General features: G+C 60.4%; 15 protein-coding genes. All 15 read left to right on the forward strand.

Annotated features, from left to right (window positions below):
- Position 1: 1 nt before the first annotated feature.
- The 15 genes from HDF16_RS17660 to HDF16_RS17730 all read left to right on the forward strand — a co-directional run bounded on the left by HDF16_RS17660 (position 2) and on the right by HDF16_RS17730 (position 15,564).
- A complete protein-coding gene (locus HDF16_RS17660) occupies positions 2-958 on the forward strand; it encodes a prepilin peptidase (RefSeq protein ID WP_184219500.1) in 957 nt (318 codons plus the stop codon).
- 103 nt (positions 959-1,061) lie between these two features.
- On the forward strand, positions 1,062-1,469 hold the full coding sequence (locus HDF16_RS17665) for an NADH-quinone oxidoreductase subunit A (protein WP_184219503.1): 408 nt from the start codon (positions 1,062-1,064) through the stop codon (positions 1,467-1,469).
- Positions 1,470-1,961 (forward strand): NADH-quinone oxidoreductase subunit C, encoded by a 492-nt coding sequence (locus HDF16_RS17670; protein ID WP_184219506.1) that lies wholly within the window; start codon positions 1,470-1,472, stop codon positions 1,959-1,961.
- Entirely contained in the window at positions 1,961-3,232 is a 1,272-nt protein-coding gene (nuoD, locus tag HDF16_RS17675) for an NADH dehydrogenase (quinone) subunit D (RefSeq protein ID WP_184219508.1), read from the forward strand. Before HDF16_RS17670 ends, nuoD begins: the two co-directional genes overlap by 1 nt.
- A complete protein-coding gene (locus tag HDF16_RS17680; protein ID WP_184219511.1) occupies positions 3,232-3,669 on the forward strand; it encodes a hypothetical protein in 438 nt (145 codons plus the stop codon). The genes nuoD and HDF16_RS17680 overlap by 1 nt, the downstream gene beginning before the upstream one ends.
- Before the next feature lie 41 nt (positions 3,670-3,710).
- Positions 3,711-4,004, forward strand: coding sequence for a transcriptional regulator (locus HDF16_RS17685; RefSeq protein ID WP_184219514.1), 294 nt, complete (start codon positions 3,711-3,713; stop codon positions 4,002-4,004).
- A complete protein-coding gene (nuoE, locus tag HDF16_RS17690) occupies positions 4,001-4,510 on the forward strand; it encodes an NADH-quinone oxidoreductase subunit NuoE (protein ID WP_184219516.1) in 510 nt (169 codons plus the stop codon). Before HDF16_RS17685 ends, nuoE begins: the two co-directional genes overlap by 4 nt.
- A complete protein-coding gene (gene nuoF / locus HDF16_RS17695; protein ID WP_184219519.1) occupies positions 4,511-5,827 on the forward strand; it encodes an NADH-quinone oxidoreductase subunit NuoF in 1,317 nt (438 codons plus the stop codon). It begins immediately after the preceding gene.
- Positions 5,827-8,223 carry a molybdopterin-dependent oxidoreductase gene (locus HDF16_RS17700; protein WP_184219522.1) on the forward strand — a complete coding sequence of 799 codons (2,397 nt, stop codon included), beginning with the start codon at positions 5,827-5,829 and terminating at the stop codon, positions 8,221-8,223. The genes nuoF and HDF16_RS17700 overlap by 1 nt, the downstream gene beginning before the upstream one ends.
- Before the next feature lie 32 nt (positions 8,224-8,255).
- Complete coding sequence (locus tag HDF16_RS17705; protein ID WP_184219525.1) at positions 8,256-9,398, forward strand: complex I subunit 1/NuoH family protein; 1,143 nt, start codon at positions 8,256-8,258, stop codon at positions 9,396-9,398.
- Between the two features lie 114 nt (positions 9,399-9,512).
- Positions 9,513-10,019 (forward strand): NADH-quinone oxidoreductase subunit J family protein, encoded by a 507-nt coding sequence (locus HDF16_RS17710; protein ID WP_184219528.1) that lies wholly within the window; start codon positions 9,513-9,515, stop codon positions 10,017-10,019.
- A 4-nt stretch (positions 10,020-10,023) separates the two neighbouring features.
- Positions 10,024-10,326 carry an NADH-quinone oxidoreductase subunit NuoK gene (gene nuoK / locus HDF16_RS17715; protein ID WP_184219531.1) on the forward strand — a complete coding sequence of 101 codons (303 nt, stop codon included), beginning with the start codon at positions 10,024-10,026 and terminating at the stop codon, positions 10,324-10,326.
- A 32-nt stretch (positions 10,327-10,358) separates the two neighbouring features.
- A complete protein-coding gene (gene nuoL, locus HDF16_RS17720) occupies positions 10,359-12,308 on the forward strand; it encodes an NADH-quinone oxidoreductase subunit L (protein ID WP_184219534.1) in 1,950 nt (649 codons plus the stop codon).
- 74 nt (positions 12,309-12,382) lie between these two features.
- Positions 12,383-14,059, forward strand: a complete 1,677-nt coding sequence (locus HDF16_RS17725; protein ID WP_184220766.1) for a complex I subunit 4 family protein — start codon at positions 12,383-12,385, stop codon at positions 14,057-14,059.
- Positions 14,059-15,564, forward strand: coding sequence for an NADH-quinone oxidoreductase subunit N (locus HDF16_RS17730; protein ID WP_184219537.1), 1,506 nt, complete (start codon positions 14,059-14,061; stop codon positions 15,562-15,564). Before HDF16_RS17725 ends, HDF16_RS17730 begins: the two co-directional genes overlap by 1 nt.
- The last annotated feature ends 91 nt before the right edge of the window (positions 15,565-15,655 follow it).

Here is a 15,655-nt window from a genome sequence, read left to right on the forward strand (position 1 = left end):
GGTGACCGTTTCCGCACAACTTTTTCTGTTATTGGAGGCGGCAGCGGCCTTCGTGGGTCTGATCTTCGGGAGCTTCCTGAACGTCTGCATCGCCCGTCTGCCGCAGGGCGCGAGCGTCGTGACTCCGCGGTCGCGGTGCATGTCCTGTGGGCACACGGTTCGCTGGTACGACAACTTCCCTGTCCTGAGTTGGCTGGCGCTGAGAGCGCGCTGCCGCGATTGCAAAGCGGCCATTTCCTGGCAGTATCCTGCGGTCGAGATTGCGACGGCGGCATGGTTTGCTATCGCGGTCTCGGGGTTTGCGAGGATGGTCTCTTCGGCCCAACCTGGCCAGGGTTACAGCACGGAAGAGTGGGCGATCTCCGCGGTCTCAACCCTCTCGATCGCCCTTCTTGGCTTTCTGCTGATTGGCCTGATGATGATGGATTGGCAGACCTACCTTCTGCCGGATGCGTTCACCTTGGGCGGGATGGCGGCGGCATTCTTCCTTACATGCAGCGAGGCGATCTTTCTTGCTCCAGGCGAAGACCAGATCGTGCTGAACTCGACTCACCAGCTCCGCTTGCGCAGTCCGGGCAGCTTTGCTTCCATGGGAAACGTCTTTCTGACTGGACCGGAGCACCTGATCTTTGGCCGTTTGGCCGCCGCCTGCGGCGTAGCGCTGCTTCTGCTCTCCATCCGCTGGATCTACAAGGCCCTGCGCCAACGCGAGGGCATGGGCATGGGCGACGTGAAGCTGCTGGCGATGATTGCCGCATTTCTCGGCTTCTGGCCGGCGATTCTTGCATTGTTTGTTGGCGTCCTGACCGCTGCTATTTACTCCGTCGCCCTGGTTACCAAAGGTCGAGGGACGGTGACGACCCGCATCGCCTTCGGCAGTTTCCTCGCACTCGGCGGATTGTTCTCGGCGGTCTTCGGTGACCGCGTCATTGCGGCGTATTCCCTGCTGCTGCAATGACTCCCAGCCGCCGCAAGAACGGGACAATCCTTTCCACGAGACCACACTCAACTCCTTGTTTGCTTGACACTTGACAGTCGCACTCTTAGTCTCAAAAGTGGCCATGCAAAGTTACCCATACATCTGGAATTACCTTCCGCTCGTGCTTCAGGTGCTGGTCGCGCTGGGGTTGGCGTGCGGCATGGTAGGCGCATCTTTCTTCATCGGCAAGCATAAAAACAGCCGCACCAAGGGTGGCGCATACGAGTGCGGAATGGATCCCGTCGGCGACGCGCGCGGCCGATTCTCCGTCCGCTTCTACATGGTAGCGATGCTGTTCATCCTCTTCGACGTGGAAGCCGTCTTCATGCTTCCGTGGGCTGTAATCTTCCGCCGCCTGCCCGCGATCACTGGCTCGAAGTTTTTCGGCTTCAATGAGATGATCGTCTACCTCGGCTTCGTCGCCGTCGGCCTCTTCTATGTATGGAAGAAGGGCATCCTGGACTGGTCGAACGACAAGGGAGACCTGTAAATGTACGATCCCGCAAGCAAGATCGCCGGATTTGCCGCTGTTCTTGAGGCTCAGCCCGAGAACGCCTCAGTAAAGGCTCTGACCGCTCTGGCCGTCGATGCCAAGTTCGATCGCAACGAATTCACCTTCACGGTCAACCGCGAGAACATCATTGAAGCGGCGAACGCAGTGAAAGCCGCCGGGTACAACTTCCTCGAAGACGTCACCGCTGTTGATTGGTATCCCTCCGAGCCGCGCTTTCAGATCAGCTACCACATCCTCTCGCACAAGCTGAAGGAACGTATTCGGCTCGTCGTGCGCCTCTCTGGCGACGATGCGAATGTCGACAGCATCATCTCCGTCTGGCCCTCGTGCAACTTCTATGAGCGCGAGATCTTCGACCTCTTCGGCGTCCACTTCGCCGGCCATCCCAACCTCGTCCGCATCATGATGCCCGAGGACTGGGAGGGTCATCCCCTACGCAAGGACTACCCCGTGGAGGGCTACCGCTAATGGCTCCTGTCGCAGAAGAAGAAGCAATCAAGCGCTACTCCGCGCAGAACCCCGGTGTAAACGACGTTCTCGCCGATGCCCGCGCACACAGCACCGGCACAACCAAAGACCACACCATGGTCATCAACATGGGACCGCAGCATCCGTCGACGCACGGCGTGCTCCGGCTCGTCGTGGAGATTGATGGTGAGTCCGTCGTAGGTCTGGCTTCGGACATCGGCTACCTGCATACCGGCATCGAGAAAACCTGCGAGGCGAAGTTCTACCAGCAAGTTGTCCCGCTGACCGACCGCATCGACTACCTCTCGCCGATGTCGAACAATCTCTGTTATTGCCTCGCGGTCGAGAAGCTGTTGGGCCTTGAGATTCCCGAGCGCGCGCAATATCTGCGCGTTCTGTTCAACGAACTGACGCGCATCCAGTCGCACCTGGTCTGGCTGGGAACACACGCCATGGACATCGGCGCGCTGACCGTCTTCCTTTATTGCTTCCGTGAGCGCGAAGCTCTGCTGCGCATCTTCGAGGCCGTTGCCGGCCAGCGCATGATGACCAGCTACTTCCGCATCGGCGGCATTAGCCTGGAGCCGCCAACCGACCTCTATAAGGACATTCGCAAGTTCCTCGATACGATGCCGTCGTACATCGACCAGTACGAGAACCTGCTGACCGGCAACCCGATCTGGATCGGCCGCCTGAAGGGTGTCGGCTATCTCTCGCCCGAGGACGCCATCGCTCTCGGCGTGACCGGGCCTCCGCTGCGTGCCAGTGGCGTCGACTTCGACCTGCGCCGCGACATGCCCTACTCCGGCTACGACAAGTTCAAGTTCAACGTTCCCACCTCGACCGATGGAGACGTCTGGGCCCGCTACGAAGTCCGAATGCTGGAGATGCGCGAGTCGGTAAAGATCTGCCTACAGGCGCTCGAGGGACTTCCCTCCGGGCGCATCGTGGCCGACGCTCCGAAGATCATCCTTCCCGACCGCGAACAGATGAAGACGCAGATGGAGTCGCTGATCCATCACTTCAAAATTGTGACCGAGGGTTTTGGCGTACCGGCTGGCGAGGTCTATCAAGGCATCGAAAGCCCGCGCGGACAGATGGGATATTACGTTGTCTCGGACGGGACGGCGAAGCCATATCGCGTCCACATGCGCAACCCCAGCTACGCTACGCTGCAGGCGCTGGAGACGATGTGCAAAGGCAAGTTGCTGGCGGATGTGGTGAGTGTGATTGGGTCGATTGATATTGTGCTTGGAGAGATTGATCGGTGATGAGCGGAAAGGATTGGCGATGCTATGTCTTAACCGGGCTCCTGGTGGTCGCCACTTTGTTTGGAAGGCCATCACGCGCTTCAGCGGAGAAAGCATCTCTTGCTCCAGCAGTCGTCGCCGCGAAATCCGTGTTTCTTGAAAATGAGACGGGTAATCCTGCCGTCTTGGAGACAGCCAAAAAAGAGTTCGGGGATTGGGGCCGTTTTTCATTTGCTCAATCAGAGGATGACGGAGATCTGATCGTCATCTTCAGTCATAAATTTGGAATGGATGTATTCGGCGATGTCAGCTTTACTGTGATGGATGTCTACGTAAGGGGCGTGACCGATTCTCCCGCTTTCGAAGCCAAGAATGCTGTCAAACTAATCTGGGATCCGCAGCGGCGTACGCGGGTCTGCATAACGGATTTTCGGAAACGTTTAGAGAAGAAGAACTAGAACTGAGAAGCTTACAGTTTTGTGAAAGGCATTCGAAGTCATTGGAACGCGCTCTTCACACCGAACTTTGGACCTCCTTCGCTTCGCAGATTCGCAGTTACGGCGCGGCACACGGGCTCAACAGTCAGCACCAGGCAGTCGTAGAAGTAGGCAGTGACGTAATTCTCCTTCGTGTCGGAACCCGCTGGCTCCGCTTCACCCCCAGCGAGATGACCGAAGACAACAACCGATCTCACCCCTTCCACCTGAACGAAGATGGAACCGTGACCGTCGGAGATGTAACCGAAGATATGGACTTTACCGCCGAAAGGCTGACGCGGGAGCTAATGCAGTGAGCACAATCGCCAACACGATCTTCTCGCCAGAGATGGCGGCACGCTTCGACAAACTCGTCACGATCTATCCGGTGCGCCGCTCGGCTCTCGTGCCCATGCTGCTGTATGCGCAGGACGACCTGGGCTACGTCTCGGACGCAGCCGTCGCCGAGATAGCGCTCCGCATCGAGATCCTCGAGCTCGACGTGCGCAACGTGCTCAGCTATTACTCCATGCTGCGCACCAAGCCCGCAGGCAAGTACAACGTGCAGGTGTGCACGAACATCTCCTGCATGTTGCGCGGCGGGTACGAGATCCTCGACCACTGCAAGCACAAGCTGGGTATCGGCCACAAAGAGGTCACGCCGGACGGCGTCTTCTCGCTTGAAGAAGTCGAGTGCATCGGTGCCTGCTGCTGGGCTCCGGCCATGCAGATCAACTATGACTTCCACGATGATTTGACGCCTGAGAAGGTCGACGTTCTCTTCCAGATGTATAAGGACGGCCAGGGAAAGGACGTGAAGTAAATGCCTACACTCGTCTCGCATCCCGATGAAGTGAAAGTCATCTCGCGCCGCTTCGGCATGGGCGCAACCGATATCGACAAATACGTTGAACTGGACGGCTACAAGGCCGTGCAGAACGCCATCGCCGAAGGTCCCGAGTGGATCATCAATGTGATGAAGGCCTCAGGCATGCGCGGTCGTGGCGGCGCGGGCTTCCCTACTGGGCTCAAGTGGTCGTTCGTGCCCAAGCAGTCCGAGAAGCCGAAGTACGTCCTCGTCAATGGCGACGAGTCCGAACCCGGCACCTGCAAAGACCACGTCATCTTCCTTCATGACCCGCACGCGGTGATCGAAGGCACGATGATCGCCGGCCTCGCCATCGGATCGAAGCTCGGCTTCATCTATCTTCGCGGCGAGTACCGCTACCTGCTCAAGATTATGGAGAAGGCCGTCGCCGACGCTTACGCGAAGGGCTTTCTGGGCAAGAACATCTTCGGCACCGGCGTGGACTTCGACATCATCACGCAGTCGGGCGCTGGAGCGTACGAGGTCGGCGAAGAGTCAGCGCTGATGGAATCGCTCGAAGGCAAGCGCGGAGTTCCGCGCATCAAGCCTCCCTTCCCTGCTGTCGTCGGTCTCTACGGTGGCCCCACCGTCATCAATAACGCTGAGACTATTGCGGCTGTTCCTCACATCTTGCTGATGGGCGGCGAGGCCTTCGCCAAGCTCGGCTCGGAACGCAACGGCGGAACTCGCCTCTTCGGCATATCCGGACATGTGGAGCGGCCCGGCGTCTATGAACTGCCCATGGGCTACAGCCTGCGCAAGGCTATCTACGATGTCGCAGGCGGCGTAAAGGGCGGCAAGAAGCTGAAGGCCGTCGTGCCCGGCGGATCGTCGTGCCCAGTGCTGACCGCCGACGAGATCGACGTTGGCCTCGACTTCGACCAGATGGGCAAAGCCGGAACCATGCTCGGCTCAGGCGGCATCGTCGTGCTCGACGAGACCGTATCCATCGTCGAGTTCGCCCTGCGCACCATCAGTTTCTACCAGCATGAGAGCTGCGGCTGGTGCATTCCCTGCCGCGAAGGAACAGACTGGATCAAGAAGACACTGACACGCGTTCACGCAGGCGGCGGATCGAAGAAGGATGTCGACAACGTGCAGTATCTCGCCGAAAACATGCTGGGCCGGACGTTCTGCCCGCTCGGCGACGCAGCAGCCATGCCGACACTCGGATTCGTGAAGAAGTTCCGCAAAGAGTTTGAAGATTACATTGACGGCAAGAAGGCCGGCACACCCATCATCACCGTGGACCAGTTGGTCGGAGCACATTAATGCCAGACGTAACCTTTACTGTTGACGGAAACAAGCTCACCGCGCCCGCGGGCACCCTGCTCATCGAGGCCTGCAAGTCGGCTGGCATCGAGATCCCCGCGTTCTGCTACTACCCAGGGCTCTCGCTTCAGGCCGCCTGCCGCATGTGCGTCGTGCGCATCGAGAAGATGCCCAAGCTGCAGACCGCCTGCACCACGCCGGTCGCCGAGGGCATGGTCGTACAGACCGAGACACCCGAGATCGCTCAGGCGCGCAAGGCAACTCTCCAGCTCCTCCTCGGCAACCACCCCCTTGACTGCCCCGTCTGCGATGCCGGCGGCGAGTGCGAACTGCAGGACATGACCTTCAAGTACGGCGCCGCCGACAGCTTCTACGCCGAGCCGAAGAACCACCGCGAAGAGCAGAAGTGGTCGCCCGTCGTCTACTTCGACCGGCCGCGCTGCATCCTCTGCTACCGCTGCGTGCGCATGTGCGGCGAGGGCATGGACGTCTTTGCTCTCGGCATCCAGAACCGCGGAAGCTCTTCCGTCATCGCTCCGAACGTGCCCGCGCAGATGTCCCCCGACGACCTCGCACACGTCGACTGCGAACAGTGCGGCATGTGCATCGATGCCTGTCCGGTCGGCGCACTGACCTCCGGCACCTATCGCTACAAGACCCGTCCGTGGGAGATGAACCACGTCGCCACCGTCTGCACGCACTGCGGCGATGGCTGCAAGACGACTCTTGGTGTTCGCTCGACCTCCGACGGAGCCGAGATCGTTCGTGGCGACAACCGCGACAAGTCCGGCATCAACGGCGACTTCCTCTGCAACAAGGGTCGCTACGCCTTCGACTTCGCCAACTCGCCCGACCGCATCACGCAGCCCCTGGTTCGCAATTCGAGCGGCGTGCTGCTTCCCGTCTCCTGGGAGCAGGCTCTTGAGCACGTCGGCAAAAAGCTTCGCGAACTCCGCGACACCCGCGGCGGCAAGAGCATCGGTGTGGTCGGCGGCAATCGCCTGACCAACGAAGAGGCCTACCTGCTACAGAAGTTCGCCCGCACGGTACTGCAGACGAACAATATCGACCATCACCGGACTGCAGACTATGTGAGCTTCGCGCAGGCTCTCGCGGGGACCACCGGAAAGGCAGCCTCGCAGCGCGATATCGAAAAGTCTCCGGCGATCTTCATCATCGGCGGCGATCCGACCAACCAGAATCCGCTGACCGCGTGGAACCTGCGCTCGAACGTCCGCCTGAACAAGGCGCGCATCTACATTGCGAACACGGAAGAGATCAAGCTTCGCCGCAACGCGAAGGCATTCCTGCACGTCGCTCCGTTTGGCTACAGCGCGCTGGCTGACCTGATGTCCGGCGACGATTCGACCCTCGAATCGCTCGTCCAGCCCGGCACCAATAAGCAGGTGGCCCTCGACTTCCGCGCCGCACTTCGCGCCGAAGAAGAAGTTGTCGTCCTCATCGGCTCCGAGCTTCGCGGCGGCGACCTGAAGAAGGTCATCGAGTTCGGCACCAAGCTGCCGGGCCGCAAGTTCGCGCTGCTCTCGGACTACGTCAACTCGCGCGGAGCAGCCGACATGGGCCTGCTCCCAGACATGCTTCCCGGCTACACGCCCATCACGGCGGGCAGCAATCTCGCGACCGAATACAACATCGCGACCGAGCCCGGTCTCGACATGCTCGAGATCTTCGATGCGGCTGGCAAGGGCGAGCTTTCGGCGCTCTACGTTGTCGGAGCGAACCCAGTTGCGCGCTTCGGCGTCGATCCCGCCGCGCTCAGGAACACCTTCGTTGTCGTGCAGGAGATGTTCCTCACCGAGACCGCTGCTCTCGCCGATGTCATCCTTCCGGCAGCCAACCTCTACGAGAAGTCGGGCTCGGTCACTAACAGCTACGGCGATTTGCAGCAGGTCAACAAAGCCGGCGACCGCGCCGGTGTCCGCACTGACTTCGAGATGATCGTCCGCATCGCCGACAAGATGGGCGCGAATATGCGCGCTCTGGTTCCCTTTGGCAAAGGCCTTCACGCCGACATGGGCCAGACCCGCGGCGCGCAGTCCGGCGAGGCCGATCGCCATGCTGTCTGGCTGACCGCGAACAACCTCGAACCGCGTCTGAGCCCGTTTGATCCAATGGCGATCCTCGACGAGATCAATCGCCTCGTCCCCGGCTACAGCCTGCTGCGCCTGCAACTGCTCTCTGGCAACGATCAGCACCTGTCGCCAGCCGCGCCCAGCGACCTCGTCCAGATCACCAACCGCCGCGACCTCGTGCTTCCCGCGAACGACGGCCTCTTCACCTCCGGTACACTGGGCCGCTACTCCGCCATGCTCGCCGACCTGCAGCAGAATGCAGCCAGCAGAACCGCCGCCGCCGAACAGACCGCAGCCGACTGAACGTTTTTCGAGAGATGAGATAAAGAGATACGATGACGCACCTTCTAGACAGCCTCTCCGAGTTCCAGATCTTCCTGCTGATCACGATCGTAAAGGTCGTGGTGGTGCTGGTGATCACGCTGACCGCAGTCGCCTACACGGTGCTACTCGAGCGCAAGCTCATTGGCCGCATGCAGAACCGCTGGGGCCCCAGCCGCGTCGGTCCCTTCGGCCTGCTGCAACCGCTCGCCGACGGCATCAAGCTCTTCCTGAAAGAAGACCTGACGCCGCTCGCGACCGAGAAGCCACTCTTCCTCATTGCTCCGATTATCGCGCTTACCTGCGCGCTGATCTCTGTGGCGACGGTTCCCTTCGGCGCGATGCACCGCGTGGTGGTCAACGGCAAGGCGAACGCAGACATCTTCCAGATCGCTGACATCAACGTTGGCCTGCTGGTCATCCTCGGCATCACATCGATCGGCGTCTATGGCATCGCGCTCTCGGGCTGGGCATCGAACAACAAGTTTGCCCTGCTCGGCTCACTCCGCGCCACCGCTCAGGTCATCAGCTACGAGTTGGCACTTGGCCTCTCGCTGGTCGGCGTTGTTCTCCGCGCCGGGTCTCTGCGGCTGCGCGACATCGTCGACGTACAGTCGACGCACGGCTTACTCTCCTGGAACATCCTCGGCGGATTTGCTCGAGAGCCGGATGGTCACGGCGTTGTGGGATGGACCGTCGTTGGCGGATTTCAACTACTGGCCTTCTTCATCTACCTGATGGCCGCGTACGCCGAGACCAACCGGTCGCCCTTCGACCTTCCCGAGGCCGAGTCCGAGCTCGTCGCCGGCTACCACACCGAGTACAGTTCCATGAAGTTCGCCATGTTCTTCATGGCCGAATACGCCAACATGATCACCGTGAGCTGCGTCGCCACGCTGCTCTTCTTCGGTGGCGCTTCCAGCCCGCTCGGCCACCTGCTACCGGATAACTTCGGTGGCCCGATCCTCGCGGCCATCTTTCCCATCCTCTGGTTCGTCGCCAAGATCTTCTGCTTCCTCTTTCTCTACATCTGGGTCCGTTCCACGCTACCCCGCTTCCGTTACGACCAACTCATGGACTTCGGCTGGAAGTTCCTTCTCCCGGTCGCCATGGCCAACATCGTCGCCACCAGTCTCGTATTAGCACTACGCGGCTAAGTTTCACGTAGCTAGCTGTTTTACAATCAGCAGATAGCCGCAACCTCTGCTGGAAACCGTTTGAGCTTCACGCTTTCGTGCTGGCTTCAGCGATAAAGGATTCGACGGACGAACATGGAACTGGCACTCTTCATCATCTTCGGGCTGATCGCGGTGGCAGGGGCGCTCAACTTCCTCTTCCAGCGCCACCCCATCAACAGCGCGCTGTCGTTGGTCACCGTGATGATGTCGCTGGCCGTCCTCTACTGGTCGCTCGGCGCGGAGTTCCTAGCCGCCGCCCAGGTCATCGTCTACTCAGGCGCGATCATGGTGCTTTTCGTCTTCGTCATCATGCTGCTGAACGCGGGCGAGGAAGAGCGCACCACCGGCAGCCGCATGGCCTATATCGCAGGCTTCCCCGGAGCGGCTGCGATCTTCTGCCTGCTCAGCTTCGTCTTTTTGACGGAGCGCAAGGCGCTTGGTAACGCGAACATCGGCGGATACCTGAACAATTTCACATCGAACATCTCGGAGATCAGCACCGTTCTGTTTACGAAGCTGCTGCTTCCCTTCGAGGTCACCTCGGTGCTTATCCTGGTCGCAATCCTCGGCGCAGTCGTCCTCGCCCGGAAGGAGCAGTAGCCATATGGTCCCCATCGCCTGGTACCTGATCCTCGCCGCGATCCTCTTCTCAACTGGCGTAGCGTCATTCCTCATCAAGCGCAACGTCGTCACCATCTTCATGTCGATCGAGCTGATGCTCAATGCCGTCAACCTGACCTTCGTCGCCTTTGCGCATATGTGGCACCAGGTCAACGGTCAGATATTCGTCTTCTTCGTGATGGTCGTCGCAGCGGCAGAGGCCGCTGTCGGCCTCGCCATCATCATCGCCATCTTCCGCACTCGCAGCACGTTGAACGTGGATCAGATCAACCTGATGAAGTCGTAACCGTCGCTCTGACAGGCAGGAAAAAGTAAGCTATGCCCTCTTCGTATCTCTGGTTGATTCCGCTGCTTCCCTTCGCCGGCTTCCTCATCAACGGAACCGTCGGTCGCAAGCTGCCACGCCCTGCCGTCACCGGAATCGCTCTACTCTCCACGCTCATTCCCGCACTTCTTGTTGCATGGATCTGGAGCGGAGTTCTTGCCGGTGCTGCGCCAATCTCGATTGTCAGCGCTCCCTGGATCAGCATCAGTGGCTTCACCGTCAACTTCGCCTTCACGGTCGACCACCTCACCGCGATCATGCTGGCCATCGTCACCGGCGTCGGCTTCCTCATCCATCTCTACTCCGCCGGATACATGGCGCATGAGGACGGGTTCTGGCGTTTCTTTGCCTACCTGAACCTCTTCATGTTCTTCATGCTCATCCTGGTGCTGTCGTCTAGCTTCCTTCTGCTCTTCGTCGGCTGGGAGGGCGTCGGTCTCGCCTCTTACCTGCTCATCGGCTTCTACTTCAAGAAGGACTCCGCCGCCAACGCCGGCAAGAAGGCCTTCGTCGTCAACCGTATCGGGGACTTCGGCTTCCTGCTCGCGATGTTCCTCATCGTCGCCCACTTCGGCTCGCTCGACTTCGCGACTGTCTTTGCCCGTGCCTCCATGTTCCACCTCAGCGGCGGCTTCCTCACCACCATCTGCCTCCTGCTCGTCGTCGGAGCAGCCGGCAAGTCCGCCCAGATTCCACTCTACGTCTGGCTGCCGGACGCGATGGAAGGTCCCACCCCGGTCTCAGCGCTCATCCACGCCGCGACCATGGTCACGGCGGGAATCTACATGGTGGCCCGCTGCCATGTGCTCTTCGATCATTCGCCCACGGCTTTGATCGTTGTCGCCTGCATTGGCGCGGCCACTGCTCTCTTCGCCGCCTGCATAGGCCTGGTCCAGACGGACATCAAGCGCGTCCTCGCCTACTCCACGGTCTCACAGCTCGGATACATGTTCCTGGCCTGCGGCGTTGGAGCCTACTCTGCCGCCATCTTCCACCTGATGACCCACGCCTTCTTCAAGGCGCTGCTCTTCCTCGCGGCCGGATCGGTGATCCACGCGCTCTCGGGTGAGCAGGACATGAACAAGATGGGCGCGCTCCGCAAGCGCATCCCCGTCACCTTCTGGACGATGACCATGGGCGTCATTGCTATCGCCGGAATTCCGCCATGGGCCGGGTTCTTCTCGAAGGATGAGATCCTGTACCAGGCGTTTACTTCGACGAACCCTGTCGGCAAGCTCGTCTGGGCAGTCGGCCTGATTACCGCAGGCATGACCTCCTTCTACATGTTCCGCCTTTGGTTCAAGACCTTCTTTGGCGAATCGCACGTAGAAGAACATTCGCAGGGACACGACAATCACGGTGGTCACGCCCACGGTGTGCATGAGTCGCCCGCAGTCATGCTGGTCCCTCTCGCAGTCCTCGCTATTCTTTCGATCATCGGCGGCTGGGTAGGCGTCCCCGAAGCTCTCCACGGCCACGACGAGATCGGACACTTCCTCGCGCCCGTCCTTAGCTCCGGCGCAGCCGAAGCCGTCGAGGGTAGCCACGGCACAGAGATCGGCCTCGCCCTCGTCTCCATCCTGACAGCGTTCATCGGCCTCGGCGTCGCCTACTTCCTCTACATCGTGAAGCCCGGCACCTCAACCAAGCTCGCCATCACCTTCAAGCCCGTCTACACCCTCTTCGAGAACAAATTTTACGTCGACGAAATCTACGCGGCGCTCATCATCACGCCACTGCAGGTCTTCTCGCGGCTCTTCCTCGCCGGTCTCGTCGATGGCGGCGTCGCCAGCGGAGTCCCTTCAATGACCGCCGCCGGCGTTCGCGGACTGGGCAGTATTACTCGCAAGATGCAGTCGGGAAACATTCGCTCCTACGCCGGATGGCTCGCGCTTGGCGCGGCAGCCGTGCTCGTCTTCATGATCTTCGTCCACGTTCGATAACACTCGGGTGCCCCACATCTCGACTTTGAGATGTGGGACGTAAAAGTTCAAGCAGTTGCTTCGCCAAGGAAAAGATGAACTTCGATCCCTACATCCTTTCGATCATCACCTTCGTCCCGCTCGCGGGCGCACTTCTGCTCGCGCTGCTGCCGGACAAGGGCAAGACGATGCAGTGGGGCGCGCTTGCCGTCAGCCTCTTCACGTTCCTCTGTACGCTGCACCTGCCCGCGCACTACGATTACAGCGCCCACGGCTACCAGTTCGTTGAGAACTGCCCGTGGATTGCCGCGCCCGCCATCAACTACCACCTCGGTGTCGATGGCCTCTCGCTCTGGCTGATCGTCCTCACCGGCTTCCTCGCCCCGCTCGGCGTGCTCATCAGTTGGAACGCGATCCCGAAGCGCAAGAAGACCTTCTACATCCTCTTCCTGCTGCAGCAGACAGCGATGTTCGGCGTCTTCGTCGCGCTCGACCTCTTCCTCTACTACGCCTACTGGGAGCTCACGCTCGTTCCCATGACCATCCTGATCGCCACCTTTGGCCGCACCGAAAAGCGCCGCGCCGCCGCGATCAAATACTTCCTCTACGCCTTCATCCCTTCGGCGATTCTGCTGGTCGCCGTCCTCTGGCTCTACGTTCAGACCGGCACGTTCGACGTTCCAAAGCTTACGCAGCTTGCTTCAGTTCACGGCATCTCAGCCAACTCTCCCGCCCTCTGGCTCGCCTCGCTGGCCTTCCTCGCGGCGTTCGCAGTCAAGGTCCCCGTCTTCCCGCTGCATGGCTGGCTGTCTGACGCTGTCGCCGAAGCCCCCACCGCTGCCGTTATGGTGCTGGTCGGCAAGCTCGGCCTCTACTCCATCCTGCGCTTCAGCTTCGGCATCTTCCCGGACGAGAGCCACCGAATCGCTCCCCTGATGATCGCGCTGGCCGCCATCGGCATCGTCTACGGCGCATTGATCGCGCTCGTACAGAAAGACCTGAAGCGCCTAGCCGCCTACGGCACGCTAGGCCACGTCTCGGTCGCCGTCCTCGGCATCTTCACCTTCACCATCGCCGGGCTCGACGGCGGTATCTACCAGACGCTCAACGAGGGTCTCGGCGGCGCGGCCTTCTTCATGCTCCTCGGACTCCTCTACGAGCGCTACCAGACCTACGATATGCGTGAGTACGGCGGCCTGGCCGCCAAGTTCCCGTGGATGGTGACACTCTTCGTCATCACCACGCTGTCAGTCATCGGCCTTCCCATGCTGAATGGCTTCGTCGGCGAGTTCCTCGTCTTCTCCGGCTCCATGCAGTGGTCGCTCGCGCACGGCAGCAGCTTCTGGTGGACGGCCCTCGCAACCTCAGGCGTCATTCTCACGGCAGCTTATATGCTCTGGATGATCCAACGCGTCTTCTACGGCGATCTTGGCATCAAGAGCGAGACTGTTACCGGGTGGGACCTCGACGCCCGTGAGCACATCGCGTTGTGGCCGCTGGTTGCTGTCTTCCTCGTCATGGGCTTGGCATCGCCCTACTGGACCAAGGCCATCGATACGTTCGGAGCCGCTGCTTCTTATCCCATGTCGATCTATTCGCCTTACGTCGTGGAGTACAACAAGACGCATCATCACGGCCACGTCACACTCTCCATTCGTAACGCCGATGGCACAATGCAGCAGCCTAAGCCGATCGGCGTAGTCGACCCCTCACTCGCCGCCGACGCCCTCAACAAACCTGCTCCGCAGACAAACAAGGGAGCCCGCTACTAATGTCGCCCAACGTCATCGCCCTGCTCCCTGAAATCGTTCTCACCATCACCGGCGTGCTCGTCATGCTCATCGAGGCCGTGCTCACGCCCGGAACCAGCCGCAAATCTCTGGGATGGTTCGCCATTCTCGGCACGATCGCCTCAGGCGCTGCCGCCTTCTATCAACTCCAGTTCGGCACCGTCCAGGCCTACTCCGGATCGATCCAGATCGACGCGTTCTCGGTCTTCTTCCACGTCCTCATCGCAGCCGTGGTACTCGTAACGCTGCTCGGATCGCTCGACTACTTTCATGGCCACGCAACCCATGCCGGCGAATACTTCGCTCTCTCGCTCTTCGGCGCTGTCGGCATGATGCTGATGACCTGCTCGGTCGAACTGCTCATGGTCTTCATCGGCCTTGAGATCTCCTCCATCTCGACCTACATCATGGCCGGCTTCCGCAAGGGACAGGCCACCGGTTCTGAGTCGTCGATCAAGTACTTCCTTCTCGGAAGCTTCGCGACAGCCTTCTTTCTGTACGGTATCGCGCTTGCTTTCGGTGCAACGGGCTCAACCAGCATCGCCGCCATCGCCGCCGGCCTCGGCAGCTCCGCCACACCTCTGATGGCCTTCATGGCCCTCGCCATGATCATCATCGGCATCGGCTTCAAGGTCTCCGCCGCTCCCTTCCACGTCTGGACGCCGGACGTCTATCAAGGAGCCCCGGCCCCCGTCGTCGGCCTCATGTCGACCGCCCCCAAGGCCGCCGCGTTCGCCGTGCTCCTCCGCATCACCTTCAGCGGATTCCCCGGGTTCGAGCCGCGCTGGGCGCTGCTTATCGGCATCATCGCCGTTCTGTCGATGACCATCGGAAACCTCGGTGCCCTGCTGCAGAAAGACGTGAAACGCATGCTGGCCTACTCCAGCATCGCCCACGCCGGCTACCTGCTTGTCGCCTTCACCGCCTTCCCGAAGGACGCCATCGCCTCGGCAGCCTTCTACATCGCAACCTATTCGGCGATGAACGTCGGGGCATTTGCGGTCATCACGCAGGTCTCGGGCTACGATGAGACCTCACGCACCGCGGAAGACTTCACAGGTCTTGCCTTGCGCCGCCCTGTGATGGCCGCACTGCTCACCTTCTTCCTGCTTTCGTTGATAGGGATTCCCTTCACCGGCGGCTTCTTCGGCAAGTTCTACGTCTTCTCCGCTGCCATCGGCGCCGGCCATATCTGGATCGCTGTACTCGGCTTGGCCAACAGCGGATTCGCCTGCTTCTACTATCTGCGCTTGATCGCCGCGCTCTACACGAAGTCCCTCAAGGACGTTACGACGGCTGGCGAAGACATCGCTCATCCTTTCACAGCAACCACCATCCCTGCAGGCATCGGCCTCACGCTCGCCGCCGCTGCCACGCTCATCCTCGGCATCCTTCCCGGGCAGGTATTGCAGCTTGCCCAGCGCGCTGGCACCACGTCGCTCGCTCCGGTCGAGAAGGCGTCCATGCCGGTCATTGAAGTAAAGTGAGAATCCCATAAACACAGATTCCTTTCGGGATTGCAAACGAGAAGAAAGGCCCTGTTCGCAACGTGCGGACAGGGCCTTTTCGATTTCGGCA

Origin of the sequence: Granulicella aggregans (assembly GCF_014203275.1) — a bacterium.
In the GTDB taxonomy this organism is placed as follows: Bacteria; Acidobacteriota; Terriglobia; order Terriglobales; family Acidobacteriaceae; genus Edaphobacter.

What these genes read in the sequence shown, in the direction of transcription:
- HDF16_RS17665 (WP_184219503.1), top strand. Translation starts at nt 1,062, where the DNA reads ATGCAAAGTTACCCATACATCTGGAATTACCTTCCGCTCGTGCTTCAG.
- HDF16_RS17710 (WP_184219528.1), top strand. Translation starts at nt 9,513, where the DNA reads ATGGAACTGGCACTCTTCATCATCTTCGGGCTGATCGCGGTGGCAGGG.
- HDF16_RS17725 (WP_184220766.1), top strand. Translation starts at nt 12,383, where the DNA reads ATGAACTTCGATCCCTACATCCTTTCGATCATCACCTTCGTCCCGCTC.
- nuoK (WP_184219531.1), top strand. Translation starts at nt 10,024, where the DNA reads ATGGTCCCCATCGCCTGGTACCTGATCCTCGCCGCGATCCTCTTCTCA.
- HDF16_RS17705 (WP_184219525.1), top strand. Translation starts at nt 8,256, where the DNA reads ATGACGCACCTTCTAGACAGCCTCTCCGAGTTCCAGATCTTCCTGCTG.
- nuoL (WP_184219534.1), top strand. Translation starts at nt 10,359, where the DNA reads ATGCCCTCTTCGTATCTCTGGTTGATTCCGCTGCTTCCCTTCGCCGGC.
- HDF16_RS17670 (WP_184219506.1), top strand. Translation starts at nt 1,470, where the DNA reads ATGTACGATCCCGCAAGCAAGATCGCCGGATTTGCCGCTGTTCTTGAG.
- nuoD (WP_184219508.1), top strand. Translation starts at nt 1,961, where the DNA reads ATGGCTCCTGTCGCAGAAGAAGAAGCAATCAAGCGCTACTCCGCGCAG.
- HDF16_RS17680 (WP_184219511.1), top strand. Translation starts at nt 3,232, where the DNA reads ATGAGCGGAAAGGATTGGCGATGCTATGTCTTAACCGGGCTCCTGGTG.
- nuoF (WP_184219519.1), top strand. Translation starts at nt 4,511, where the DNA reads ATGCCTACACTCGTCTCGCATCCCGATGAAGTGAAAGTCATCTCGCGC.
- HDF16_RS17700 (WP_184219522.1), top strand. Translation starts at nt 5,827, where the DNA reads ATGCCAGACGTAACCTTTACTGTTGACGGAAACAAGCTCACCGCGCCC.
- HDF16_RS17730 (WP_184219537.1), top strand. Translation starts at nt 14,059, where the DNA reads ATGTCGCCCAACGTCATCGCCCTGCTCCCTGAAATCGTTCTCACCATC.